The sequence below is a fragment of the Aeromonas sp. FDAARGOS 1414 genome (genome assembly GCF_019047065.1).
GTDB classification, from domain to species: Bacteria; Pseudomonadota; Gammaproteobacteria; order Enterobacterales; family Aeromonadaceae; genus Aeromonas; species Aeromonas veronii_A.
In genome coordinates this window covers 1,520,170-1,546,249 of sequence record NZ_CP077210.1, presented here as the reverse complement: position 1 = coordinate 1,546,249, position 26,080 = coordinate 1,520,170, and the positions used below count along the sequence as shown (strand labels likewise).

The following is a 26,080-nucleotide window of genomic DNA, read 5'->3' as shown; positions in this document are numbered from 1 at the left end:
GGCTTGGGGACTAGGCCGGATCACCGCTCTTGAGGTAACATGCGCGCCCATAGGGGCCATGTTCAGTTGGCCCATCCGGGTAATGAAAAAAGAGAGCACCATGATACAGATTGGCAAGATGAACACCCTCACCGTTGTTGAACTCGAAGACCGTGGCGCCTGGCTTGCGGCCGATGAGTACGGTGAACTGCTGCTGCCCAAGCGTCAACTGCCGGAAGGGGTGAAAGAGGGGGATAGCGTGCAGGTCTTCCTCTATCTGGATGCCGATTGCGAGCCGGTGATCACCACCGAGAAGCCATTTGCCATGGTGGACGAATTTGCCGGTCTGAAAGTGGTCAATGCCAACAAGATTGGTGCTTTCCTCGACTGGGGCATGAAAAAGGATCTGTTTGTGCCCAGCCGCGAGCAGAACAAGCCGATGCAGGTGGGCCACGTTTATCTGGTGCGTCTGCAACTGGATAACGAAGGGCGCATGGTCGGCACCAGCCGCATCGAGCGTTTCCTGACCCCGGCCGGCAGCAACTTCAAGGTCGGTGACGAAGTGACCGCGCTGCCGGGGGAGCACTCGCCCCTTGGCATCAAGGTGATCGTCAACGGTCAGTATCCCGGCATGCTGTTCAAGAACGAGGTGTTTGGCCGGGTGATGACCGGTCGGCCGCAAACCGCCTGGGTCAAGCAGGTGCGCGAAGATGGCAAGCTCGATCTGACCCTGCAAAAGCCGGGTCTGGCGCGGGTTGATGACGCCGGTGAACGCATTCTGAGCCGGATGAAAAAGCAGGGCGGCAGTCTGGCGGTGGGTGACAAGAGCGAACCCGAGCTCATCTACAAGCTGTTCAGCATGAGCAAGGGCACCTTCAAGAAGGCGATCGGCGGCCTCTACAAGCAGGGCAAGATCGTCATCGAAGATAACGCCATTACCCTTACCGACGCCGGTGCCGAGCAGGTACAAGCAGGCGAGCAGGCGCAGGATAGCGAATAAGATGCCGAGTCCCTGTGTTGGCCTCTGCAAGGCGAAAGATGGGCTTTGCCTTGGTTGTGGCCGCACCCTGACCGAGATCGGCCACTGGCCGGAGATGGATAGCAAGGCCCAGCTGGCGGTGATGGCCGAGCTGGATGGCTCGAAAAGTACTCATCGCTGCCCGGGTTGTGGCGAACCGGCCTATTGCGCCGTCTCTGCCGGTCAGACCATTGAGCAGTGCTGGTGCAGCCAGTTGCCGGTATTGCCGATGCAGGAGGCCAGCGCTTGCTGGTGCCGCCGCTGTCTGGCCAAGGCCATCGCGGCGCAGGATTAGCAGAGAACAGCAATAAGAGTGCACAGAAACAAGAAAGGCGCCGATGGCGCCTTTTTTATGCCTGCTGCTGGCGATGCCAGCGCGCATGCACTTGATCTTCGGTCAGCAGACGGGGCAGCAGGAAGGTGGCGAAGATCACCTCAAACTCATCCTGATGATCCAGCAAACCGACCCACACTTCGACCCAGCGCTCCATATCGACCGGCTCACCCAGCTCGGTCGACCAGTCGGCATTGGGCAGGGTCGCCTCCACGGCGCCACGCTGCTCAAACTCCAGGGTGATGTCGACTATTTGTTCGGGGGCCAGCATATCGGCGGCCTGCTCAAGAAACTGATCATAGGCCCATTCGACCAGCTGATCCGGGGTACGCTGTTCCATGAAATCACTCCAGATACATCGAGGTTCGCTACTGTAACAATTATTGGCTGTGGCGGCCAGACCAGTGCGTCGGGAACGCCTGGCCTGTCCAAGTTGCCCTTGGGGGAGTATGGTTAAGGCACGGATCAGCTGGCAGGGAGTGAGGGGATGAAACAGCGGGGACGGCGGCAACAGATCAAGCGACGGCGCGAGGCCTGGTGGTGGCACTATCTGCCGCTTCACCGCGAAACGGTGGGCGGCCATCTGGGCCCACCGGAGAAACCCGATGAGCCCTGAGGATCAGTCGGCCTGATGCACCCGATTGAGGGTGATCTGGCCCAGTTGTCCCATCTGGCGGCGGATCCAGACCGAGCGCTTCTGCACATAGGGTGAAGGGGGCTTGACCCGATAGCGCCACGGATTGGGCAGGGCAGCAGCCAGCAGGGATGACTCGTAGCGGGTCAAGCGGCTGGCCGGTTTGCCAAAGTAGGTGCGGGCAGCGGCTTCGGCGCCATAGATGCCGGGGCCGAACTCCACGATATTGAGATAGACCTCGAGAATACGGGCCTTGTCCCAACCCAGCTCCATCAGCAGGGTAAACCAGGCCTCCAGCCCCTTGCGCAGGAAGCTGCGATCACTCCACATAAAGAGGTTCTTGGCGGTCTGCTGACTGAGGGTGCTGGCGCCGCGCACCCGTTCGCTGTGCTGGTTGTGCTTGAGGGCCGCGTTGATGGCATCCATGTCAAAGCCGTTGTGATCGGCAAAGCGCTGATCCTCGGCGGCGATCACCGCCAGTTGCAGCTCCTTGGAGATGGACTCCAGATCTACCCATTGATGGCGCACCTGGGTGATCTTGGCGGGCGGAAAGAGGGCCCGCTCGATACGCCAGCTCCACATCGGCGGATCGATAAAGCGCAGCAAGGCGACCGAGCCGACCGAGCAGAGCAGCCCGGCCAGCGCGATCTTGCCTGCCCACCTCAACACCCGGCGCCCAAGGGATGCAGATGGGCGCACGGGGGCCACGGCGTCAGGGCTAGACTCCCACTGATAGTGGCTGGGATCATCGGGATCCGGAATTATTGGGGCAGCCATTCGATGTGGCAGAACTTCTCGTCAACACGGCGGGAGAGCAGCATGCGGGCAAACAGATGCTCATACTCTTGTTCTTCATTGCCAAGGCCAACCCAGATCTCGGCATAGTCGGTGTCGCTCACCGCAAAACCCACGTCCGCTTCCCAGTCATCGGCCGGGTCGGTTTCGGCCAGCAGGCCGCGGTCGTTGAACTCCTGATTGAAACGGGCGATCTCCTGCTCCGGCAGGTTGTCAGAGGCCAGCTCCATAAAGAGTTCGAGGGCGGTATCGAGCAGTTCCTCGACGCTGTGCATTTCGTCATTCATAGACATAAGCGGTCTGTTCCAGAAAAGAGAAAAAGGTGCCAGCGCAGATCACTGCCTGCGGGGCGGCGCTATTCTAGCGGTCGGCAGACCCCTTGGCGAGATGAGGCGAGCCGCTGTGACCTGTTTTTGTGCCAATAAAAAACCGGATCCTGCCAGGGGATCCGGTTTCATTGGGGGAAGGGGTCACGCATAGGGCGTCAGCTCATCCCTTCTTGTTGTCATCGGCGAAGGTGATGTTGAGCTCCAGCACTGACAGCTCATCACTCTTCTGATCCAGTTGAACGGTTATCTTCTCCGGATCAATGTTGACGTATTTACGGATCACATCGAGGATATCCTGCTTGAGCTGGGGCAGGTAATCCGGCCCCCCTCTGGATGAACGCTCGTGAGCAACGATGATCTGCAACCGCTCTTTGGCCAGTTGTGCGGTGTTCTGTTTCTTGTTGGAACGAAAATAATCCAATAATGACATGTTTAACTCCCGAACAGTCGGCTAAAGAAGCCCTTCTTCTCTTCTTCCAGAAAACGAAATTCCTTGGCATCGCCCAGCAGGCGGGACACCGCATCTTCGTAGGCCTGACCGGCATCGGACTCCTTGTCCAGGATGACCGGCTCGCCGGAGTTGGAGGCGCGCAGCACCGCCTGGGACTCCGGGATCACCCCGAGCAGCGGGATGGCCAGGATCTCCTGCACATCCTGCACGCTCAGCATGTCGCCGCGGTTGACGCGGGTCGGGCAGTAGCGGGTCAGCAGCAGGTGCTCCTTGATGGGGTCTTCGCCACGCTCGGCGCGGCGAGACTTGGAGGCTAGGATGCCAAGGATGCGGTCGGAGTCACGCACGGAAGAGACTTCCGGGTTGGTGGTGACGATCGCTTCATCGGCAAAATAGAGCGCCATCAGTGCGCCCGCCTCGATCCCCGCCGGGGAGTCGCAGACGATGTAATCGAACTTCATCTCCGCCAGTTGATCCAGGATCTTCTCGACCCCCTCACGGGTGAGGGCATCTTTGTCCCGGGTCTGGGAGGCGGGCAGGATAAACAGATTTTCCGAGCGTTTGTCCTTGATCAGCGCCTGATTGAGGTTTGCTTCCCCATTGATGACGTTGACGAAGTCATACACCACGCGCCGCTCGCAGCCCATGATGAGATCCAGGTTTCTCAGACCGATGTCAAAGTCAATGACCACTGTCTTGTGACCACGCTGGGCTAAGCCGGTGCTCAGGGCCGCACTGGTTGTGGTCTTGCCAACGCCACCTTTACCCGATGTAACGACTATGATTCGCGCCATTCTCGCTTCCTTGTAACTCTATTTGATACGGTCTATTCGGAGTTGTTCATTGTCCAGCCGGACGTGTACCGGTTGCTGGATCAGGCCTGCCGGCAACGCATCGCTCAGCTGGAATGTGCCCGCGATGGAGAGCAGCTCGGCCTGTAATTGCTGGCAATAGATCCGGGCCTGGGTGTTGCCCCGGGCACCGGCAATGGCTCTGCCACGCAGGGTGCCATAAATATGAATGCTGTCGTCGGCGAGTACTTCGGCTCCCGGACTGACGGACCCCAGCACCACCAGCGAGGTGCCGGCGGCGTAAATCTGCTGGCCGGAACGAACCGGTCCCACATGTACCTTGCTCGGGATCAAGGGGGCGGGTTCGGGCTCGGGAACCACCACAGGAGCGGCTGGCGCGGGGGCAGGCTCGGGTTCCGGTTCGCTCTTGCGACTCTTGCCCGAGGCCATCACGGCCAGTCCCACCGCCTTGGCGGCCGTCTTCATCTCTTCACTGCGCGCACCCGTGATGCCGACCAGCACAAACTCTTCGGACTCCACCAGCTCCTTGAGCTGTTCGAAATCGGGAATATGTTCCAGTCGGGAAACATTGATCACCAGCGGCGCACAATTAAAAAAGTAGGGTGCTTGGGCCACTTTTTCGGCCAACAACTGACGTATCCGCTCAGGCTCGCCATCGCTGATATGCAACACAGAAATAGTGAAGGTGGTCCCTTTCAATTCGTTATCGCGCTCAACCATGAATCTTCCCCGAGGCAGAGATGCTAATCCGTTATTGTTATTCAATTCCTGATGTTATAGTTTGCCCCCATCAGAGGCAATAAACTCGTCGGATTATATCAATTTCCATGTTGTGTGCAGTCTATAAAAGTCGCAAAAAAGCCGAGACCTACCTTTTTGTTGAAAAAAGAGAGGATTTTTCCCGCGTTCCCGAGCCACTACTGAGCGCATTCGGGCGTCCCGAGCTGGTGCTGATGACCAAGTTGGATCCGGCCAAGCCCTTGGGTCTGGCTGATGTCGGCAAGGTGATGGCCGCGCTGACCAACCAGGGGTTCTACCTGCAGGTGCCACCGCCCCCTGAGAATTTGCTGGAGCAGCACAAGGCTAGCCTGAAAAAACCATCCTGAATATCCAGCCCCGTGGTGTGTTCTGCCCAGCGGGGCTAATTCTTTGTGACTCTGCATGACGCATTCCGGCCCTAGAGAAGTGGCCTGCGATAATCCCGTGACAGGATCTGGCCAAATTAACTCCCCCCTTTGGTGATATTCACTTTTCGCTGTTTAAATAGAAAGTCAATCTGCTCCCAACACCATATCCTCAACCTTTGCTGGCGCTCACAAAAATAGCGAGTGGCGCGTACTCATATCCTCCATTTCAACGGCTATTGGCTCATTCATCGATTATTTTCAACCTCTTCCTTGGGCGCTTTTTTGGCCTCCACTGCGTGATGAGTTGTCCATCAAAGGGCGCGTAAAGAGGGCGGTGATAACTGTGCTAAAACCAGTTTGCGCGATGCGCTGTGGCCAAAATGATGAGCTAACCCCCTGTTTGTGTGCTTGATTGTTTGCCCTGATCACGAAAGTGCCACATAGGTGGAAATCAATGTGGCGGCGTGATAATCCGCAGGGTGAGCGGTAACCGCGTCTTGCCAAACAAGGGTATGCCCAAAGGGGAGGGGATTGAGCTGAGGGGCCATCTCGATATCGATTAGTTGTGGAATCGTGACCGGGGCAAGATAGCAGGTACAGGTTTCATGTAGGGGCGTAATGTCCCTCTCAATGCATTGAGAAGAGTTAATCAAGGTATGTAATTAGAGAGGTATGCAGACAAGGCAATCCGCATTGCGGTGGCGTAGCAGGAGTATATCCGCGACGCCCTACAGTGAAATGGTCGGTATGCCGGTATAAGTGCCCAGCATTCCATTCGGGCAATAAAAAAGGCGGGATATCCCGCCTTTGTTCAGATGAGGGTCGTAACCCTTATTTATTCGCAGGCAACCTGCATCACCTTGATGGCCAGACCGCCACGGGAGGTTTCACGGTACTTGGAGTCCATGTCCTTGCCGGTGATGTACATGGTCTCGATCACCTTGTCCAGAGAGACGCGCGGCTTGGAGGTACGACGCAGGGCCATACGGGAGGCGTTGACTGCCTTCATGGCTGCGATGGCGTTGCGCTCGATGCAAGGCACCTGTACCTGACCGGCAACCGGATCACAGGTCAGACCCAGGTTGTGTTCCATGCCGATCTCGGCAGCTTCACAGACATGCTCCGGGCTACCGCCCATCAGCTCGGTCAGACCGGCAGCGGCCATGGAGCAGGAGACACCCACTTCACCCTGACAGCCCACTTCGGCGCCGGAGATGGAGGCGTTCATCTTGTAGAGGATGCCGACGGCACCGGCAGCCAGATAGAAACGGGTGTACTCGTCGCGGCCAACCGGCTGGATGAACTTGTCGTAGTAGGCCAGTACGGCCGGGATGATACCGGCAGCGCCGTTGGTCGGGGCGGTGACAACGCGGCCACCGGCAGCGTTCTCTTCACTCACGGCCAGAGCGAACATGTTGACCCAGTCAACGATGTTCATCGGGTCGCTCGAGAGGTTCTCGTTGGTGTTGAGCTGACGGTAGAGCGGTGCGGCACGACGGGGTACGCGCAGCGGGCCGGAGAGAACGCCTTCGGTACGGCAGCCGCGCTCGATACCTTCACGCATGGTGTTCCAGATTTTGCCGAACTTCTTGTAGATCTCTTCCGGAGTGTTGAAGCACTTCTCGTTTTCCATCATCAGGGCAGAGATGGAGAGACCGGTCTGGCTGCAATGGGCAACCAGCTCGGCGGCGCTCTTGAACGGATAGCGTACGGACATGTCGCCGCTGTCAGCCTTGCCGAAGTTCTCTTCGTCAACGATGAAGCCACCACCGATGGAGTAGTAGGTCTTGCTGTAAACCACTTCATCTTCGATCAGGGCAGTCAGCTTCATGCCGTTTTCGTGCAGCGGCAGGGCTTCGTCGTGGAATACCATGGCGTCACGCGGGAAGCTGACGGTGTGGCAGTGCAGGCCGATCGGCAGGCGCTCGGTCTGCTCAACACGGGAGATAAACTCGGGGATGGCATCGATATCGACATTTTCCGGCAGGTTGCCAGCCAGGCCCATGATGATGGCAGTGTCGGTATGGTGGCCTTTGCCAGTCCAGGAGAGGGAGCCGTAGACATCGACATTGATCCGGGTTACATCGCGGATCTTGCCGCCCGCGCGCAGCTCGTCAACAAACTGTTTGGCCGCTTTCATCGGGCCAACAGTGTGGGAAGAAGAGGGGCCTACACCGATTTTGAAGATATCAAAAACGCTGATCATGTCACTATTACCTCAGGGTAGAAGGGGGCGGCATGCCCACTCACAGAAATTTGGGAGATCCATGGAACGCGCTTGTCAGCGCAGGTCACAGAACCAGATAACCGTAGTGTAACGGCTCCAGACCTAAAAAAAGTTGAAATAGATCTATTTTTGTTGAATCTGAGGCGCGAGTATAAAATTTATTTTTGTGCTTATCCATTTTGTTAAGCGTTTGCCCATAAAAATACCCGGCGATGCCGGGCATTTAGGAACCAAACGGAGTCATTTGCCGTTTTTTAACATTCGGTAATGTTAACGGCGAGGCCGCCACGGGCCGTCTCCTTGTATTTGGTCTTCATGTCGTTGCCGGTCTCCCACATGGTCTTGATCACCTTGTCCAGCGACACCTTGTGCTCGCCGGTGCCGCGCAGGGCGAGGCGGGCGGCATTGATCGCCTTGACCGCCCCCATGGCGTTGCGCTCGATGCAGGGCACCTGCACCAGTCCGCCGATGGGATCGCAGGTGAGGCCGAGATTGTGCTCCATGCCTATTTCGGCGGCGTTCTCCACCATGGCCGGGCTGCCACCCAGCAGTTCGGTCAGCGCGCCAGCCGCCATGGAACAGGCGACTCCCACTTCTCCCTGACAACCCACTTCGGCGCCGGAGAGGGAGGCGTTCTTCTTATATAAGATGCCGATGGCAGCCGCGGTGAGGAAGTAGCGGATCAGCGTCTCGTCATCCACCTTGTGGACGAAGCGATCGTAGTAGTGCAGCACGGCGGGAATGATGCCCGCGGCGCCATTGGTGGGGGCGGTCACCACCCGGCCACCGGCGGCGTTCTCCTCGTTGACGGCCAGCGCAAACAAGTCGACCCACTCCATCACCATCAGCGGATCCTTGTTGAAGTTGGTCTCGCAGCTGAGCTGGCGGAACAGCCCCGGGGCGCGGCGCCGAACCTTGAGGCCGCCCGGCAGCACCCCTTCGCTCTTGCAGCCTCGCTCGACGCAACCCTGCATCGCCTGCCAGATCTTGCGCAGCCCCGCTTTTATCTGCTCATCGCTACGAAATACCCGCTCATTGGCGAGGATAAGCCCCGAGATGGAGAGGCCGCTCTCCTGACAGTGGGCCAGTAGCTGGGCGCCGCTGTCGAACGGGTAGGGGACTGGATGTTCGGCATCGGACTTGGCGGCCTCTTCTTTGGCGGTGGCAAAGTGGCTCTCTTCAATGATGAAGCCGCCCCCGATGGAGTAGTAGGTCTGGCTGAAGCGCAGGTTTTCCTCTTTATCAAAGGCGCGCAGAGTCATGCCATTGGTGTGGGCCGGCAGGGTTTTGCGGCGGTTGAAGATGATGGCACCGGTGCGGGGAAAATGGCTTGGCTGTTCGCCAGCCAACTGCAGGTTCTGCTCCTTTTCCACTTGCGCCAGAATGGCGGGGATGGCATCGATATCGACCGATTCCGGTTCAAAGCCCGACAGCCCCAGAATGATCGCCTTGCCGGTGCCGTGCCCTTTGCCGGTCTGGCCCAGCGAGCCGTAACACTCCACTTCGACCCGCGTGACCTGTGGCAGATGCCCTTGCAGCTTGAGCTGCTGGACGAAGGCATAAGAGGCACGCATGGGGCCGACGGTATGGGAAGAGGAGGGGCCAATTCCGATGGAAAACAGGTCAAACACGCTGATCATGACATCAATCCGGTGATGGTTTATGTCTGTTTATTCTAGGATTTTTGCCGTGGATGGAAAGCGGGGATGTGCGGTGCTGTGACATGGACACAGATAATAGGGCTGGGGGGAACCAAGAAGGTTGAAGGGGCTGATCCCCTTCAACCGGCCTGATCAGTCGAGAAATTCGCACAGATAAGCTGTGGGGGTTTTCACTTCCAGTTTGAAGGAGGAGTGACCGGCCACCAGGAAGGATTCACCCTGGCTGTAGGTGTGCCACTCATCTTCATCAGCCAGCTGGATGGTGAGGGCGCCCTTGATCACTGTCATCCGTTCGGGGGCGGCAGTGTTGAACAGGTAGTCACCGGCGTTCATCACCCCGACGGTTGATTTCTCGCCTTTTTGTTCGAAACCGATGGATTTTACATTTCCGTCGAAATACTCGTTAACTTTCAGCATCTTTACATCCCTGTGTGTACGTTTGTGCAGCCAAACTAGCACAATCTTTTGCCAGTTGTCATGGGGGATGAGGTAAAAATCGCCGAGACCGCTTTGAATCTTCACTTTTTCGCAAACTTATTAATAGCCAAGGTTAATGATTTGCTGATTTAAAACAGCAATTAAATGTGAGATAACACGCGCAAACAGGGGAATGGGCAGCCGCTCATTCCCCTGTTTGGTTAATTGCACTGGGAAAAGTGTGAATTTTGCTACATAAAGGAACATATTGTGTTAACTAAAGGACTCATTAAAAACATCGGCTTCCAGGTTGTGGTCGCCATGGTACTGGGCGCAGTGGTCGGCGCGTTCATGGGTGAACAAGCCACCGTGTTTGCACCGCTCGGTACCCTGTTTATCCAGCTGATCAAGATGCTGGTGATCCCGCTGGTGGCGGTTGCCATCCTCTCCGGCGCCGCCAATCTGGGCGCCAGCCCGGCGGCAGGCAAGATCGGTGCGGCTACGCTGGCCTTCTTCCTCGTGACCTCAGCGTTGGCCGTGTTGCTGGCACTGGTGATGGGGCAGATCTTCAAGCCGGGTGTCGGGGTCGATTTCGCTTCCGTCGCCTCCATGTTTGGCGGAGACTACGCCGATAAAGGGGCGCTGCCGGATGCCGTCGCCACCCTGCTTGGCATGATCCCCACCAACGTCTTCAACTCCCTCAACGAGGCTAACATCCTGCAGATCCTGGTGTTCTGCATGTTCCTCGGCATTGCGCTGGCCAAACAGCCGCGCGAGCGGGCCAAGCCACTGGTCGATGGGCTCAATACTCTGGTGGATGCCTTCGTCTGGATGATCAACAAGGTGATGATCATCGCGCCGCTCGGGGTGTTCGGTCTGATGGCGGAAGCCATCGGTACCTATGGCTTCGACGTGCTGACCCTGGTACTCAAGCTGTTCGTGGTCTATGTGGCAGCCATCCTCATCTTCGGCTTTGTGGTCTATCCGCTGCTGGTGATGATGTTCTCCAACACGCCGGTAATGAAGTACCTCTCTGCCATGAAGAAGCCGCAGATCGTGGCCTTCTCCACCGCCTCTTCCATGGCGACCCTGCCGGTCAATATGGAGACCTGCGAGCATGATCTGAAAGTGACCAACGCGACAGCCTCCTTCGTGTTGCCGCTGGGTGCCACCATCAACATGAGCGGCAACGCCATCTATTACGGTCTGGTCGCCATCTTCTTCGCGCAGGTTTACAACATCGATCTGAGTGTCGGTGCCTGGGCGGCCATCATTGTGACCTCCACTCTGGGCGCGATCGGTCAGGCCGGTGTGCCGGGCCCAAGCTTCCTGGTGGTTGCCGTGCTGCTGGCGGCCGGGATCCCCATCGAAGGGTTGCCGCTGCTGTTCGCGCTGGATCGTCTGTTCGACATGATCCGCACCTCCCTCAATATCACCGGCGATGCGGCCTGTGCTGTCATTGTTGACCGCTTCAGCCCGGAATATGACCCAGAGCGCTGGAACAAGGCATAATTGCTTTGAGCTGGACTGAGATATAACAGCCCTAAGCTGACACTGAGTAACGCGAGCCCCTGCCATGATGGCGGGGGCTTTTTTATATCTGCCGGACAAGTATCAGAGCAACGGTGTGCACAAGAGATTGCTGACGGATTTAGCTGTGTTGAATGGAGAGCACAGGAGGGGAAAGCATCAGTTGTGGGCATGGGCCGTGTGGCGTCAACCGGCCTGTTATAGATGCCGGGGTAGGGGATTGTCAAACGGCGGGTAACAAAAAGGGGAGCCTTGCTCCCCTCGGATATGATTTGCTGCTGGTTCTACTCCATCAGGCCATATGGTTAAACCATCCTGGTTACACCCTTGTGGCGAAAGAAACAGCGTCAACGTGATGAAATCATATCTATGTTGACCATCTCGGCATTATTACTGAAAAGCGCCAGTTGATGGCGATTAAACAGACATGGCAAAGAGGGTCGGTCCGGATTGATGCCTCTCTATCCGGCTCAGAACTGTGACAGTGAGGGCAGAGAGACAGCAACCAGGGTGAAAAACACCGTGAAAACGGCAGTAACGACAAACTCTTTCATTTTTCTCTCCCTAAGTTGTTGGTTGATGTAGTCAAGATACCATAACAAGGGGGTAAAACAAGGTGTAAGTTGATAAAACAGCTGCTTTATGTGTGTGGTTGGTTGAGATGGCTATTTTTGTCATATTGAGCTGATTTTATCACCTGCTATGGCAGGTTAGGCATTCAAGATTCTGTTTTTATGGTTATTTCATTTAAATTCAATTAGTTGGTGAGCTGTTGGCTGGTTTGGTGAAGGGTTTTGTATGGAGCTCAAGTGGCGTTTTATAAGTTTTCACCCTCGTAATAGTGTCATTAAGGCCATAAAAAGTGCGCAAGGCAATGATTTGACGATTCCTGACGTAGATAGCCCATCCAAAAGAAGTCTATGGAGAGAGTCTGGTTGCCAACCCTTGTCACACCATCACTTTATCAGTCCGGAGTCTCCGCATTTTTACAGCAATACACTGGGTTCATAGGGAGGAGAGCCGTGCATCGGGGGGATACACAGTAGCATCTGGCTGTTTTATCACCGCCAATTTCCCCGTTGGCCTCGGAATAGACATGGCCGCAGCAAGAGTGAGGTGCGCAATAGGCCAGAGGCGTACTCTCTGGCTGGGCTGGGCTGGGCTGGGCTGGGCTGGACTGGGGGCGAGCAGCGATTTGCGTAGCCGGTACATCTGCGTGAGTCATGTGAGTGCAATACGAGAACTGCGCCGGAGCATGGTTGGGGAAGATATCTGAATCCCCTCTACAAGATTGAGATATAAAAAGCGGCGTATGACGAGGAGGCTGAACAAGCTGGTTTCAGGGGCGACAGAGCACAGGTCAACGCAATCCGGTTCGCAGTGATAAAACAACCACGACAATACCGGAACTCTGTTCGTAGGCTGATGCCGGTTGGTGTGAGGAGGGGAAGGCTAGTGATCTGTCTGATGGCGCAAGGCTGGGGAATCAGGCAACCCATATGGTGAGGGTCACACAGCGTGCCGATGCCCCCGTTTTTGCAAGATATAAAAAAACCCTCCGATGGAGGGTTTTTGTCATCCACAGCCGGTAAAAAGCCGCGAGGCTTAGAACAGGGTGGTGGAGAGGTTGTACAGCTCCTGATCGAACGGACGCTTCATGTTCTCGATGCAGTCGATGATGTCGTGGTGTACCAGCTCGTTGCGCTGAATGCCGACGCAGCGACCACCGTGACCAGCCAGCAGCTGCTCAACGGCGTAGGCACCCATACGGCTGGACATGATGCGGTCACGAGCAGTCGGGGCACCGCCACGCTGGATGTGGCCGAGGATGGTGGCGCGGGTTTCACGACCGGTCAGGGCTTCGATGTCCTTGGCCAGCGCGTTCACGTCGGTAACGTGCTCGCAGATGGTGATGATGGCGTGCTTCTTGCCCTTGGCTTCGCCTTCCTTGATCTGCTTGAGCAGCTTCTCTTTGTCGAAGGCTACTTCCGGCACGATCACATACTCGGCACCACCGGCAACGGCGGCAGACATGGCCAGATCGCCACAGTGGCGACCCATGATCTCGACCACGGAGATACGGTGGTGGGAGCTGCAGGTGTCGCGCAGGCGGTCTATGGCGTCAACAACCACGTTCAGGGCAGTATCAAAGCCGATGGTGAAGTCGGTACCGGCGATGTCGTTGTCGATGGTGCCCGGCAGGCCGATGCAGGGGAAACCCTCTTCGGTCAGCTTCTTGGCACCCATGTAGGAGCCGTCACCACCGATGACGACCAGCGCATCGATACCGTGCTTTTTCAGGTTTTCGATCGCTTCGGCGCGCACCGCGGGGTCTTTGAAGGCAGGGAAACGGGCGGAGCCGAGGAAAGTACCACCACGGTTCACCACGTCGGAGACGCTGTGACGCTCCAGCTTGACGATGCGATCCTGGTGCAGACCGAGGTAGCCATCATAAATACCGTAAACTTCCAGGCCATGATGCAAACCGGCGCGAACCACGGCGCGAATGGCTGCGTTCATACCCGGTGCGTCGCCACCACTGGTCAAAACACCAATACGTTTGATTTGTTTGGTCATGAGTGCCTCTGGATCTGAGTTGTCAAATACGAATGTTTAAATAGACAAGCCACTTTTACTATATCGGCTTTCATATGGGATGCGGGGGCCACCATAGGAAAAGCGATACAAGAGAGGGGACGAGCCCCTCTCTTTGCCGTAATCAGCGATTACTTGGCAGCGCCAGCGATGATCTGGGAGAAGTCGTCCACTTTCAGGGACGCACCACCGACCAGGCCACCGTCGATGTCCGGCTGACCGAACAGGTCGGCTGCAGTGGCGCCAGTGACGGAACCGCCGTACAGGATCTGTACTTTGGCAGCAACAGTGGCATCAAAACCGGCCAGGTACTGACGGATGTGAGCGTGAACGGACTGAGCGATCTCCGGCGTGGCAGTCTTGCCAGTACCGATGGCCCATACCGGCTCGTAAGCGATAACGGCGTTGTTGAAGGAGGCGATGCCGCAACGGTCGATAACAGCTTTCAGCTGGGTCTCAACCACGCTCTTGGTCACGCCGGCTTCGAACTGCTCCAGAGTTTCACCGATGCACAGAACCGGCACCAGGCCGCCTTTCTGGATCGCTTCGTACTTGGCAGCAACCACGTCGTCAGTCTCTGCGTGCAGGGTACGACGCTCGCTGTGGCCGACCAGAGAGTAGGTGCAACCAAAGGCTTTCAGCATGGAGGGGGCGTTTTCGCCGGTGAAGGCACCAGACTCGTGAACGTCAGCGTTCTGGGCACCGTAGGCAATCTTGCTGCCAGCGGTCAGTTGCTCAACCAGACCCAAAAAGATAACCGGCGGGCAGACGGCGACTTGCACAGAAGGATGAGCGGCAGCAGCCGGGGTCAGTCCTTTGATCAGAGCTTCTACAGAAGCTTTGGTGCCGTTCAGTTTCCAGTTACCCATTACCAGGTGCTGTCTCATCTTGTATATCTCCTAGGCATTTGATTGCGCGACATTATATGAATTGAACCGAGCCCAAGATAGCTGACCCGGCGGCAAATGACGTAATTTTTTTTCGCTTTCCTGATCCAAATCAGGAATGAAACGCTTGATCGCTCATTCGTTAACCTGCCCCCGCAAGCGAGCCCACCATACCCCAATCCATTCGTGGATGGCAGCTTCGGAATACATCAAATAACGCCCTTTGGGTAAATAACTGTAGAGGGGCTGGGGTACCTGGCTCTGCTTGGCGGTGTAGTCGGTGGGGGCCGGCACGGCATTGAGTCCCTGACCTTGATAGAGGGCCATGGCGCGCGGCAGGTGGGTTGCTGAACTGACCAGCGCCACCTCTTTTCCCTTGAGGTGACGACTGATACTGACCGCCTCATCATGAGTGTCTTTGTTGTTTTCAAACAACGTCATCCGCGAACGGGATATGCCGAGGCTCTCAGCCATCCGGGCATTGACCTCGGCATTGGAGAGGGGATCCCCCGATACATAGCCGGAGAAAACCAGCTCGGCGTCGGGATAGGCCTGGGCGAGGCGCACCCCCTCCAGAGTTCGTGCCAGCGAGATATTGTTCTGCCAACTGCGCATCGGCACCACCGGGTCGCTGACATGGCCATTGCCGAGCACCACTATGGCGTCGATGTTGGGATGCTGGCTCACCTCGAACGGCGGGTAGGTCTGCTCCAGCCCGCGGGCCAGTTCATAGCTCATCGGCCGCATCCCCATCAGCGCCACAATGAGCAGCGAGAGAGTGGCCAGCAGTTTGCCGGTTTTCTGAAAACGGGTGAACCAGAGCAGCAGCAGGGCGACCAACAGCAGGGAGAGGGAGAAGGGGAGCGGCATCAACAGCTGACCCAGCCACTTTTTAATCACAAACACGGCAGACACTTCCTTGAGTTTTCAGCAAATTCGGGATGTGACAGAATACCTCTCTTTTTTGGGATGGCCACAACCCTGTGGCGCTAATGTTGAGTTTCTCCTTGAAGCACGATCAGAGTTTTGACGGGCGCGCCGACAAGTTCGCCCGCAACATTTACGACTCCACCAAGGGGCGCATCCGCACCACCATTGTCTGGAGCGACATCGAAGCCTGCCTGGCCCGCCTTGGCAACCGTCCGCTGCGCATCCTCGATGCGGGGGGCGGTTTTGGCTATTTCGCCCAGAAGCTGGCGGCCATGGGCCATCAGGTGGAGCTGTGCGATCTGTCAGCAGAAATGCTGGAACTGGCCCGCAGCCAGATCGCCGAGAAGGGGCTGGAAGACAAAATCCGTCTCATCCATTGCCCCATTCAGGATCTGAAGCAACACGTGACCGGGACCTTTGATCTGGTGCTCTGTCATGCGGTGCTGGAGTGGCTTGCCGAGCCGCGCCAGACCTTGCTGGGTCTGTTCCCTTTCGTCAATGCCGGGGGCATACTGTCGCTGCTTTTCTACAACCGTCATGGTTTGCTGTTCCAGAGCCTGGTGGTGGGCAATTTTGACTATGTGCGCCTTGGTCTTCGCAAGAAGCGTCAGACAGCGCTTACGCCCACCAATCCCCAGCTGCCGGAGCAGGTCTATGACTGGATTGGTCGCGGGGGGCTGCGCATCATCGGCAAGACTGGGGTGCGGGTGATCCACGACTATATGCGTCACAAGCAGGATCAGGTGGAGAAGTTCGACGATCTGCTGGCCATGGAGCAGCAATATTGCCGTCAGGAGCCTTTTGTCGCCCTCGGCCGCTATATCCATGTGATGGCCCAGAAGCCGGCCAGCTGACTGCTCGCGGTTCACGTCGATGTGAACCATGTTTTCGATGCTACCGGATGTAGCCGCGCGCACGATTTTGCGCCCAATACAACAACGAGATGACAACATCATGATGAGTACATCCCGTACCCTGCCAGAGCGTTCTTTGCCGGAGCTAGTAGGGTGGGTCAGGCAGGAGGGGTTGGCGTTGAGCCTGCCAACCGACCGGCTGGCCTTTCTGATTGCAATCAAGACCCTGTCCGAAGATGAGTCGGACCTGTCGGAAGCGGCGCTGCACGACGCCTTTGGCTATGTCAGCAGCGCTTTCGGCCAGATGGACGAGACCCTCACCGGTCGCGCCAACAATGCCATCAACGATCTTATTCGCCAGCAGCTGCTGTCGCGCTTCAATACCGACATGGTGGCGGGGGAGAGCCTCTACCGCCTGTCACGCCTGGGTGTGAGCATCGTCGACTTCTTTATGGATCAGCGTCAGGTTGACTCCATCAAGCTCTCCATTCTGCTCGAACACCTGGCTGCCGAGCTCGACACCGCCCGCAAGGCGGCGCTCGAGACCAACACCCGCGAGCAGTGGGATGCCGAGGTGCTGCCGCGCCTCACCTTCTCGCTGGAAGAGACCCTGGGGCGCATCGATCTCACCCAGCGTGCCATGGATGAGCAGCAGAATCAGGTCAAGAGCGAGATCGCGGCCCTGCTGACCCAGAACTGGGTCGATGCCATTCACAGCTGCGAAAAACTGCTGCACGAGACCGGCCAGACCCTGCGCGAGCTGCAGGATACCCTGGACGCTGCCGGCCACCGCCTGCAGGCGGGGCTGCTCAACATTCAGGAAGCGGCGCAGGGGCGCGATGATCTGTTCCACGTCGAGGAGCTGACTCACGCGTTGCAAGGTCGTCTTGACGTCATCACCAGCTGGGGTCAGCAGTGCATCGAGCTCTGGTCCCGCTACGACAGACACGTCCACAAATTTATCCGCAACGCCATCGACATGGACAAGAACCGTGCCTTCAGCCAGCGGCTGCGCGAGTCCATTCGCAATTTCGAGCAGCACAACTGGCAGCTGCGGGTGGCCGAAGAGCCCCGTCTGCTGGAGCTGCGTGACGAAACCATCGCCATCCACGACGAGGAGGTGACCGGTGAGGTGCCACTCGAGATGGAGTACGTCCAGATGGTGGATATCAACCAGGAGCTGGCCGAGCGCATCGAGCGCTATCTGGCCCGCTACCCCGAGCAGGGCCAGCAGCTGGATCTGGCCGATGTGCTGCGGGAATATCTGCTGGACTACCCGGCCCATGCCCACTTCGATGTGGCGCGTCTTCTGATCGACCAGGCCGTGCGCCTGGGCCATGCCAGCGGCGAGCGCGAACTGCATCGCCAACCCGCATGGAAACCCATTAACCAAGCTGGATCCAAGGTTCAGGCCTATGTCATTGATCAATTCTGAGTTTCCCTTGCCGCTGCGCCTTGCAGAGGCGATTGCCAACCCCTTGTTTCCGCGCATCGACACCGCCTTGCGCTCCGGTCGCCACATCAGTGCCGACGAGTTCGAGCAGCATTCGGCACTGGTCGAATATCACAGCGAGCTGGAGATCTTCTACGGCCGCTATCAGGTGGAGCTGATCAAGGCACCGGAAGGCTTCTTCTACCTGCGCCCACGCCCGAGCTCCGACATCGGCACCACTGTGCTCTCCGAGCTCGATATGCTGGTGGGCAAGGTGCTCTGCTACCTCTACCTGAGCCCGGATCGTCTCGCCTCGGAAGGGGTATTCGCCATGGCCGAGCTGCAAGAAGAGGTGCTGAGCCTCGCCGACGAGAAGCAGCTGCTGCGTATGGTCAACAGCCGCTCCGGCGGTACCGATCTCGACAAGAAGAAGTTGCTCGAAAAGATCCGTACCTCCATGCGCCGTCTGCGCCGCCTTGGCATGATCACCGCCCTTGGCAACGGGGATAAATTCCGGGTCAACGAATCGGTGTTCCGTTTCGCCGCTGACGTGCGTTCCGATGAAGATCCGCGTGCCGTTCAACTGCGGATGATCCAGGAGGGTGAAGCCATCTTCCACGACGACGAAATGCCGAGCAGCGACTCGCTCTTTGATGACATCGAGGCGGATCTCGATGAAGAACAACTGGATCTGGAGGTATAACCGGTGCGAGGCAAGTTCAAATCCCTGACCATGGTCAACTGGAACGGCTTCTTTGCCCGGACCTTCGATCTCGACCAGCTGGTCACCACTCTTTCCGGCGGCAACGGCGCGGGCAAGTCCACCACCATGGCGGCCTTTATCGCGGCGCTCATCCCCGACCAGTCACTGCTTCACTTCCGCAATACCACGGAGGCGGGCTCCAGCAGCGCCTCCCGTGACAAGGGGCTCTACGGCAAGCTGCAGCGCGGCCACTGCTACTCCCTGCTGGAAGTGATGAACAGCCGCGAACAGCGGATCTGGGTCGGCGTTCACCTTGAGCAGGTGGCCAACCGTGACAACAAGGTCAACATCACCCCGTTTGCGCTGGTGGATGTGCCGGAAAATCTGGCTCCGACCGATCTGCTGCTGGAGAAGCTCGATGGCGGCAAGGGGCGGGTACGTGCCTTTACCGACCTGAAAGGGGCGGCCGCCGAGCTGGGTGCGCTGAAAGTCGCCAAGTTCAATACGGTGACCGACTATCACAACTTCATGTTCGAGTTCGGCATCACCCCGAAGAAGCTGCGTGATCAAAAAGATCGCGGCAAGTTCTATCGCCTGATCGAGGCATCCCTCTACGGCGGCATCTCCTCGTCCATCAGCCGTTCCCTGCGCGAATACCTGCTGCCGGAGAACTCCGGGGTGCGCAAGGCGTTTGCAGACATGGAGGCGGCCATCTATGAAAACCGTCGCACGCTGGAAGCGATCAAGGAGACCCAGGGTCAGCGGGATCTGTTCAAGAACCTGATCACCGAAACCACCCACTATGTGGCAGCGGACTATGTGCGCAACGCCGCCGAGAAGAGCCGTCTCTCCGAGCTGGCCCTCAAGGCGCGCCAGGAGCTGGCCGACAAGCGCCGTATTCTGGCCGAAGAGAAGCAGCGCGCCATCTATCTGGCCGACGAGGTGGAGCAGCTCACCAACCGCGAAAAATTGCTGACCGACGAGCTGGAGTCTGCCTCCGAGCACCTTGCCAAGGTGATGGCGGCTGTCAGTTTGCAGAAAAAGATCGAGATGTACCGCGCCGATCTGGCGGATCTCTCTGACAAACTCGAGCAGCAGCAGGCGGTGGTGGAGGAGATCCACGGCCAGCTGCTGGAAGTGGAAGAACGCAAGGAGCTGGCGCAGGCAGAAGTAGACAGCCTCAAGACCCAGCTGGCCGACTACCAGCAGGCGCTCGATATCCAGCAGACCCGCGCGATCCAGTACCGTCAGGCGGTGCAGGCCCTTGATGCTGCCCGCGAGCAGTGCGAGCTGCCGGGGCTGACCGCCGAACAGGCGAGCGACACCCTGCACCAGTTCCGTAGCGCCGAGCAGAGCCTCACCAGCCGGGTGCTGGGGGCCGAGCAGCAGCTGGCACTGGCCAAGGCGGCAGTGGCCGAGCACGAAGCGGCGCTGGCGCTGCTGCTCAACATCGCTCCGGAAACAGTGCGCGAGGCCGCCTGGCCTACCGCGCAGGCGCTGCTCAAGCGTCACATCGAAGACAAGGCTCGCATCGCCCAGGGGCAGGGGCTGCGCGCTGCGCTGGCTCGCCTCGAGAAAGAGAGTGAAAGCCAGAAGAGTCTCTTCAAGTTGCGTGACGAGCTGCAGCAGGCCTCTGGCCAGCTGATTGCCAGCAGCGATGAGCTGGAGATCTTCCTCGAAGCCCAGCGCACTCGTCAGGAGGAGCTCTCCGAGCAGCAGGCGGAGGTGAATCAGCGCCGCGCCAGCCTCGAGCATCAGGGCACCCAGCTGGGCCGTGATATTGCGGAGCTGACCAAGCTGGCGCCGCGCTGGCTGAAATCCTTTGAAAAACTCGAGCAGCTGCGCGAGCAGAGTGGGCTGCCGCTCGCCACCGCCGAAGAGCTTTCGGCCGGTATGCAGACAGTGCTCGACAAGGAGCGCGAGTTCGAGCAGGAGAGCAACCGCATCGCGGCGCAGAAACAGGCGCTGGAGCTGCAAATTCGCAACCTGCAGTTGGGAGCCGGCGAGGCGGATCCGCGTCTTGCCCGCATCGCCGAGCAGGTGGGGGGCGTGCTGCTCTCCGATGTCTATGACGACATCTCCATCGACGATGCCCCTTACTACTCGGCGCTCTATGGCCCGGCTCGCAGCGCCCTGGTGGTGCTCGACCTTGAGGGCGCCATCGAGCGGCTGAAAAAGCTGGAAGATTGCCCGGAAGATATCTACCTGATTCAGGGCAACCCCGACTCCTTTGACGAGGATCTGGTGGAAGCGGACGAGCTGGGGGACGCCGTGCTGGTACGCACCAGCAAGCGTCAGGTGCGCTTCTCCCGCTACCCCGAGCTGCCGCTGTTTGGCCGCGCTGCCCGGGAAAAGCGGATCGAGCAGCTCGACCTTGAGCGTGAAGGGCTGATCGAGGGTTACGCCAAGGCTGCGTTTGAGCAGCAGAAGTACCACCGTCTCTACGGTCACTTCCGCGACTTTATCGGCCAGCATCTGGATATCGCCTTCCGCCCCGACCCCGAAGCCGAAGTGCAGGCCAAGCAGGCCGAACTGCGCGCGCTGCAAGGTGCCATCGGTGAGTGCGACAAGCAGCTGGCTGAAGCCAAAGCGGCCGCCGCCCAGCTGACCCGCCATATCCAGCTGGTGCAGGGGATGCTGCCCTTTGCCCACCTGTTTGCCGAGACTGATCTGGCGGCCCGCCTCGAGGCGGCTCACGCCGATGTGGAAGCGCTGAAACAGGCCGAAGCCTTTATCGCCAAACACGGCAAGTCGCTGGAAAAACTGGAAACCATGGTGCAGGTGCTGCGTCAGGATCCGCAGGATCTTGCCGTGCTGCAGGCCGCCTATGATGAGTTGAGCGACCTGCTGGCTGAGCAGAAACGCCGTTGCTACGCCCTCGATCAGCTGGTGGCCCGTCTGCCGCACTTTGCCTATCAGGATGCGCAAGATCTGCTGGGCAAGGCCTCCGAGATGAGCGAGCGACTCAAAGAGAAGCTTAAAGCGGCCGAGCTGGCAGCCCGCACCGCTGGCGAGCAGCACAAGCAGATTGCCCAGCGTCACACCGAGGCGTTGCAGCTGCGCACTGCGCTGAATTCCAGCGTCGAGGCCAAGCGCCAGACCCTGACCGAGTTCGAGCAGGAGCTGGCGGCCATGGGGCTGACCCTCTCTGACGATATGGAAGAGAAGGCGCGCGCCCACAAGAAAGAGATCGAAGAGCTGCTGATCCGCACCCGTTCCCGTCGCACCAGCGCCGAGGCCCAGTTGCAGGTAACCAAGCGCGAGATCGAATCCCTTGGCGGTCGTCTCAAGCTCGAAGGCAAGGATTACTACAGCGCCCGTAAATCTCTGGTGGGTCACAAGGCGAGTTGGTCACGGGTGGTGCGCCTGGCGCGGGAGACCGATGTCGAGAAGCGCCTCAACAAGCGCGAGCTGGCGTACCTCGACAGCGACGAGCTGCGTTCCATGTCGGACAAGGCCCTCGGCGCCCTGCGGGTAGCGGTGGCCCACGACGAAGCTCTGCGCGATGCGCTGCGACTGTCGGAGGGCAACCGCAGCACCGAGCAGAAGGTCGCCTTCTACGTGCAGGTCTACCGTTACCTTAAAGATCGCATCCGCAACGACATCATCCGCTCCGATGATCCGGTCGAAGCGATCGAGGAGATGGAGATCGAGCTGGCCCGTCTCGCCGACGAGCTCAAGCAGCGGGAAACCCACCTGTCGCTCTCCTCCCACGAGGTGGCGGCCAAGATCACCAATATCATCCGCCGCGAGCAGAACCGCATCCGGGTACTCAACCAGGGCTTGCAGAACATCGCCTTCGGTCTGGTGCGCGGGGTGCGCCTCAACGTCAACATCCGCGAGGCCCATACCCGTCTGCTGACGGCGCTGGCCGATCAAACCGCCATGCACAACGATCTGTTCGCCGACAAGGAGCTCAGCTTCTCCGAGGCGATGGCCAAGCTGTTCCAGCGCCTCAATCCGCAGATCGAGCAGGGGGATCGCAGCTATCAGGTGATGGGCGACGTGCTGCTCGACTATCGCAACTATCTGGAGCTGGAGATCGAGGTGCAGCGCGGAGCCGATGGCTGGCTGCGGGCCGAGAGCGGCGCACTCTCCACTGGGGAGGCGATCGGTACCGGTCAGGCGATCCTGCTGATGGTGCTGATCAGCTGGGAGGAGGAGTCCCGCCGTCTGCGCGGCAAGGATATCGCCCCCTGCCGCCTGTTGTTCCTCGACGAAGCGGCCCGTCTGGATGGCAAATCCATCGCCACCCTGTTCGAGCTGTGCGAGCGGCAGGATATGCAGCTGCTTATCGCGGCGCCCGAGAACATCAGCCCCGAGAAGGGCACCACCTACAAGCTCATCCGCAAGGTGCAGGGCAAGCACGAGCACGTACATGTGGTGGGCCTGCGCGGTTTCGGCTTTGCCGACGACAAGCTGATTGCCTGAGAAGTCTCTGGCCCATCCCGACAAAGGATGACCGGTAACTAGTTGAAAGGGAGGCATTTGCCTCCCTTTTTGCATGGAAGATATGGCAAAGTAGCCGCGCGGTCGCTGTTGCCTGACAACAAGACGAGTAACATGATGAGTGCCTTGGAGCTATGGCAAGGTGAGGTCTCCCGCCTGCAAGCGTGTCGCCAGCGTCACCGGCCGTATCGAAGAAGAAAAATTGCGCATAGAGAAAAGAAGAAGAGAGGAGAGGGGAAAGGTGCAACATATCCAGAAAGGGCTGCTGTTATCTCTTTGCCTGCTGTTGGCGGCCTGTAGCAGCCGTTATGACGAGAGTCACGGCGGCAGCTGGCGCGGCTATAGCGAGACCGGCTACGCCAGCTATTATGCCGACCGTTATCACGGCAAAAAGACCGCCAGCGGCGAGATCTATCGCAACAACCTCAATAGCGCCGCCCATATGGAATTGCCCTTTGGCGCCATGGTGCGGGTCACCAACCTCGCCAACGGCAAGAGCGTAGTGGTCAAGGTCAATGACCGCGGCGCCTTTAAAAGTGGGCGTATTATCGATCTCTCCAAATCTGCCTTTAGCACCATCGGCAATATTCGCGACGGGATTATCAAAGTAAAAATAGAGGTGCTCTAGGCTGGGTGAACCCGTTTATACACGAAAATGGATGTTGATGAATGATATTGGAAGGCTGACATCGACCAGTCAGCCTTTCGGTAGATAAAGATATAACATTGATATGGATCAATATTTAATTCAGCTAAAAATGGATTTGTTATCAATGGAAAAAATCGATGATCGTGATTGATATTTATTTTAGCTTATCTCGCCTGTTCGGCCTTACTATGGGGCAAAAGGAGGGATTAGTGATGATTATCTATGGTAAATATGGTGGTGCAGCGCTGAGAGCTGTTCATCTGATGGTGCAGAATAATTATGGACATGCCACCGCCTGGGATATGGCTATTGCTGAAGCATTTGGTGATGATATTAGTACAGGGAAATTCAAGAATAATCCAAAGGTAACTTTTTTGACTCTTTGCAGTCTTGGTTGTATCAGTTGCATCATGCCAGTTCATTATGTAGCTGCGACCAAAACCAGAGCATATGTGTTGGCTGCCATTGATTTATTGTCACACAAGGATATTACCAAACCGATCAATCCCGAGCAGTTATGGCTGGAAGTGGTCTCGGCCTGTAAGAGCGGCAAGGTTGTTAAGCATAACAATCAGATGGATGTCATTCTGACACTCTGGTATGCCGGTGTGCTTAACCCCGAGTGGGATAGGGATGCCATCAGGATAGACTATCGACGAATATAAAAAAGCCAAGGTAATGAATACCTTGGCCATGAAACATCAATTGGTTCTGGTCAGGGATGCACTATCGGAGTGTGCGAATGGCTTGCCATACACCATCAGGTTGGTGGTTTGACTGTATTTGAGGAGATCTTTCTCTGAGAAGTCCAGAGTCATCGAGAAATCCGTGGTGGAATCATTAATGGTCATATAATTGCTTTCCGCAATACCGCGCTTGCCCGTCTTGAACTCGATTTTGTTACCCGCTTTGCCTTCAGTGACCACACAGACTGCACGGGGTATACAGTATGAGTTGTAAACAAGCTGATTAGTCTTGTCATAAATCAGATAGCCGCGTTGGTCATGAAATTTCCCATTATCGCTTTTTCTGAATACTTCCTGTTTGTAATACATGGCTACCAGATATTGTTCGCTGGCATTTTTAGCATCGGCTGCCGGTTCAAAAGTAATGACTTCGTAAAAGGGTTCCACTGCCGGCCCCCCTTTGCCAACTTTGCTACCCTCCTGGCCGGGTGCTACATCTACACCACCAGCATCGGTGCTTTTCCATGTGCCAGCCAACTGAGCTAATGGACCAAAATCCAGACCGTTGATAATAGTGCTGGACTCTGCGTGAGCGAGCGTGGCACAGGTAATTAATGCTATGGGTAAGATAACTTTATTCATTGTGATAACTCCATCACTAATAATGACTTGCGAATAAATATGTTCAGCAAAGTAATTGTTATAACGCACCAAGGGTGTGGTCAATGATATTGAGTGATGGTGGTTCGTTTTTGTGATGTATGATTTGCTTTTTCGTGGCTAAATAAATTGAATTTGATATAAGACAATGTTGTATTTTTTCATCGCGCTTCCTCAGATATATCGTGATAGAGATAAAGGAACATTGACATGATGCGATGATTATTATGTCAACGGCGTGAATATTTCACCCAGCCCCATCAATTGAAGGCGATAGCCACTAACTCTGTGGCACCCTGACCCCTTTATCGAGATAGAGGCTGCTGTAGTGGGCGCGGTGGGTGACAAACATCACCTGATGGCGGCTGCCGTCGGAGAGGATAAGGAAATCGCCCGCCTGGGCAGGGCTTTGCAAGGAGACCTCCTGCTCGGGGGCGGTCAGGCGGTCGACATCATCTTTGAAGGTGAGGGTGTAAGAGAACATATGGCGCTCCACTGCTGGCTCATATCAAACACTCCGTTGAAGGTAGTTGCTGACAAGGGGGCGCGCGGCGCCCGATTGGCGCTGTTAGACCAAATAGCGGTGATGAGAATGTGCGTGGTTTCAGCTGGGTTGTTCTGCTGAGGTGCGCTTGAGGCGTTTACATCAAGGCCATTGGTATCAAAACGATGGTAAAGGGGCGAAAGGGGGATGAAAAAACCGCCTATTGGCGGTTTTTCTTATTCGATGGGCCCTACTTCAGGGCCTTCTTCAGCTTCTTGATCTTGCCTTCATGCTTGGCAATTTTCTCAAGACGAGCGGCGATCTTCTTCTTGATCTCTTTCTTGCTTGCTTTGGCCATCGGTGCCGCTCCTTTGCAGTGGGGACACATCAAGTGTCAGTGTGGGTCTTCCCTTTGACGTCCCAGAGTGCCACAGGGC

The 26,080-nt window shown here is 57.3% G+C and carries 25 protein-coding genes; 11 read left to right on the top strand and 14 right to left on the bottom strand.

Annotation, left to right across the window (positions count from 1 at the left end; translation table 11 throughout):
* The first annotated feature begins 100 nt into the window (after positions 1-100).
* Positions 101-979, top strand: a complete 879-nt coding sequence (locus tag I6L44_RS06855) for a S1 RNA-binding domain-containing protein (protein ID WP_254204267.1) — start codon at positions 101-103, stop codon at positions 977-979.
* Position 980: 1 nt separating this feature from the next.
* Complete coding sequence (locus I6L44_RS06850) at positions 981-1,292, top strand: DUF1289 domain-containing protein (protein ID WP_216953650.1); 312 nt, start codon at positions 981-983, stop codon at positions 1,290-1,292.
* A 55-nt stretch (positions 1,293-1,347) separates the two neighbouring features.
* Here I6L44_RS06850 and I6L44_RS06845 read toward each other — a convergent pair whose 3' ends face one another.
* Positions 1,348-1,671: an HI1450 family dsDNA-mimic protein gene (locus tag I6L44_RS06845; protein WP_216953649.1), complete on the bottom strand. Its 324-nt coding sequence runs from the start codon at positions 1,669-1,671 to the stop codon at positions 1,348-1,350.
* Positions 1,672-1,818: 147 nt separating this feature from the next.
* Between I6L44_RS06845 and I6L44_RS20565 the strand changes: the two genes are divergently transcribed.
* Positions 1,819-1,947, top strand: a complete 129-nt coding sequence (locus tag I6L44_RS20565) for a hypothetical protein (RefSeq protein ID WP_019445852.1) — start codon at positions 1,819-1,821, stop codon at positions 1,945-1,947.
* 3 nt (positions 1,948-1,950) lie between these two features.
* On the opposite strand, the gene mtgA is transcribed toward I6L44_RS20565, so the two are convergent.
* From mtgA to minC, 5 genes are all read right to left on the bottom strand, one after another.
* On the bottom strand, positions 1,951-2,664 hold the full coding sequence (gene mtgA / locus I6L44_RS06840; RefSeq protein ID WP_123174166.1) for a monofunctional biosynthetic peptidoglycan transglycosylase: 714 nt from the start codon (positions 2,662-2,664) through the stop codon (positions 1,951-1,953).
* A gap of 62 nt (positions 2,665-2,726) precedes the next feature.
* A complete protein-coding gene (locus I6L44_RS06835) occupies positions 2,727-3,053 on the bottom strand; it encodes an HI1450 family dsDNA-mimic protein (RefSeq protein WP_005352317.1) in 327 nt (108 codons plus the stop codon).
* Positions 3,054-3,249: 196 nt separating this feature from the next.
* Positions 3,250-3,519 carry a cell division topological specificity factor MinE gene (minE, locus tag I6L44_RS06830; protein WP_005345779.1) on the bottom strand — a complete coding sequence of 90 codons (270 nt, stop codon included), beginning with the start codon at positions 3,517-3,519 and terminating at the stop codon, positions 3,250-3,252.
* A 2-nt stretch (positions 3,520-3,521) separates the two neighbouring features.
* Complete coding sequence (gene minD, locus I6L44_RS06825; RefSeq protein ID WP_005336847.1) at positions 3,522-4,334, bottom strand: septum site-determining protein MinD; 813 nt, start codon at positions 4,332-4,334, stop codon at positions 3,522-3,524.
* Positions 4,335-4,352: 18 nt separating this feature from the next.
* Positions 4,353-5,072 carry a septum site-determining protein MinC gene (minC, locus tag I6L44_RS06820; protein WP_058056865.1) on the bottom strand — a complete coding sequence of 240 codons (720 nt, stop codon included), beginning with the start codon at positions 5,070-5,072 and terminating at the stop codon, positions 4,353-4,355.
* 107 nt (positions 5,073-5,179) lie between these two features.
* Between minC and I6L44_RS06815 the strand changes: the two genes are divergently transcribed.
* Positions 5,180-5,458, top strand: a complete 279-nt coding sequence (locus I6L44_RS06815; RefSeq protein ID WP_005360946.1) for a YcgL domain-containing protein — start codon at positions 5,180-5,182, stop codon at positions 5,456-5,458.
* An 856-nt stretch (positions 5,459-6,314) separates the two neighbouring features.
* Here I6L44_RS06815 and I6L44_RS06810 read toward each other — a convergent pair.
* From I6L44_RS06810 to I6L44_RS06800, 3 genes are all read right to left on the bottom strand, one after another.
* Positions 6,315-7,685, bottom strand: a complete 1,371-nt coding sequence (locus tag I6L44_RS06810) for an L-serine ammonia-lyase (RefSeq protein WP_005336844.1) — start codon at positions 7,683-7,685, stop codon at positions 6,315-6,317.
* A 275-nt stretch (positions 7,686-7,960) separates the two neighbouring features.
* A complete protein-coding gene (locus tag I6L44_RS06805) occupies positions 7,961-9,346 on the bottom strand; it encodes an L-serine ammonia-lyase (protein ID WP_216953648.1) in 1,386 nt (461 codons plus the stop codon).
* Positions 9,347-9,499: 153 nt separating this feature from the next.
* Positions 9,500-9,784: a pyrimidine/purine nucleoside phosphorylase gene (locus I6L44_RS06800; RefSeq protein ID WP_005336842.1), complete on the bottom strand. Its 285-nt coding sequence runs from the start codon at positions 9,782-9,784 to the stop codon at positions 9,500-9,502.
* Positions 9,785-10,054: 270 nt separating this feature from the next.
* Between I6L44_RS06800 and I6L44_RS06795 the strand changes: the two genes are divergently transcribed.
* Positions 10,055-11,296: a dicarboxylate/amino acid:cation symporter gene (locus I6L44_RS06795; protein ID WP_005360943.1), complete on the top strand. Its 1,242-nt coding sequence runs from the start codon at positions 10,055-10,057 to the stop codon at positions 11,294-11,296.
* Between the two features lie 1,623 nt (positions 11,297-12,919).
* Here the strand turns inward: I6L44_RS06795 and pfkA are convergent.
* From pfkA to elyC, 3 genes are all read right to left on the bottom strand, one after another.
* Positions 12,920-13,891 carry a 6-phosphofructokinase gene (gene pfkA, locus I6L44_RS06790; protein WP_005336840.1) on the bottom strand — a complete coding sequence of 324 codons (972 nt, stop codon included), beginning with the start codon at positions 13,889-13,891 and terminating at the stop codon, positions 12,920-12,922.
* 149 nt (positions 13,892-14,040) lie between these two features.
* Positions 14,041-14,796: a triose-phosphate isomerase gene (gene tpiA / locus I6L44_RS06785; RefSeq protein ID WP_216953647.1), complete on the bottom strand. Its 756-nt coding sequence runs from the start codon at positions 14,794-14,796 to the stop codon at positions 14,041-14,043.
* Positions 14,797-14,931: 135 nt separating this feature from the next.
* The gene (gene elyC / locus I6L44_RS06780) at positions 14,932-15,702 is read right to left on the bottom strand and encodes an envelope biogenesis factor ElyC (protein WP_216953646.1); all 771 of its coding nucleotides are present in this window, start codon (positions 15,700-15,702) and stop codon (positions 14,932-14,934) included.
* 101 nt (positions 15,703-15,803) lie between these two features.
* On the opposite strand from elyC, the gene cmoM reads away from it, so the two are divergent.
* The 6 genes from cmoM to I6L44_RS06750 all read left to right on the top strand — a co-directional run bounded on the left by cmoM (position 15,804) and on the right by I6L44_RS06750 (position 24,478).
* Complete coding sequence (gene cmoM / locus I6L44_RS06775; RefSeq protein WP_031227571.1) at positions 15,804-16,580, top strand: tRNA uridine 5-oxyacetic acid(34) methyltransferase CmoM; 777 nt, start codon at positions 15,804-15,806, stop codon at positions 16,578-16,580.
* 100 nt (positions 16,581-16,680) lie between these two features.
* Complete coding sequence (mukF, locus tag I6L44_RS06770; protein WP_216953645.1) at positions 16,681-18,015, top strand: chromosome partition protein MukF; 1,335 nt, start codon at positions 16,681-16,683, stop codon at positions 18,013-18,015.
* Positions 17,996-18,715 carry a chromosome partition protein MukE gene (gene mukE / locus I6L44_RS06765; RefSeq protein ID WP_005336835.1) on the top strand — a complete coding sequence of 240 codons (720 nt, stop codon included), beginning with the start codon at positions 17,996-17,998 and terminating at the stop codon, positions 18,713-18,715. Before mukF ends, mukE begins: the two co-directional genes overlap by 20 nt.
* A 3-nt stretch (positions 18,716-18,718) precedes the next feature.
* Entirely contained in the window at positions 18,719-23,146 is a 4,428-nt protein-coding gene (mukB, locus tag I6L44_RS06760; protein WP_216953644.1) for a chromosome partition protein MukB, read from the top strand.
* A gap of 259 nt (positions 23,147-23,405) precedes the next feature.
* The gene (locus tag I6L44_RS06755; protein WP_216953643.1) at positions 23,406-23,792 is read left to right on the top strand and encodes a septal ring lytic transglycosylase RlpA family protein; all 387 of its coding nucleotides are present in this window, start codon (positions 23,406-23,408) and stop codon (positions 23,790-23,792) included.
* A gap of 158 nt (positions 23,793-23,950) precedes the next feature.
* Positions 23,951-24,478 carry a hypothetical protein gene (locus I6L44_RS06750; protein ID WP_236727593.1) on the top strand — a complete coding sequence of 176 codons (528 nt, stop codon included), beginning with the start codon at positions 23,951-23,953 and terminating at the stop codon, positions 24,476-24,478.
* Between the two features lie 36 nt (positions 24,479-24,514).
* Here I6L44_RS06750 and I6L44_RS06745 read toward each other — a convergent pair whose 3' ends face one another.
* Both I6L44_RS06745 and I6L44_RS06740 read right to left on the bottom strand, forming a co-directional pair.
* Positions 24,515-25,141, bottom strand: a complete 627-nt coding sequence (locus tag I6L44_RS06745; RefSeq protein WP_042055942.1) for a heme-binding beta-barrel domain-containing protein — start codon at positions 25,139-25,141, stop codon at positions 24,515-24,517.
* Between the two features lie 298 nt (positions 25,142-25,439).
* Entirely contained in the window at positions 25,440-25,643 is a 204-nt protein-coding gene (locus I6L44_RS06740) for a hypothetical protein (RefSeq protein WP_216953642.1), read from the bottom strand.
* Positions 25,644-26,080: the final 437 nt, after the last annotated feature.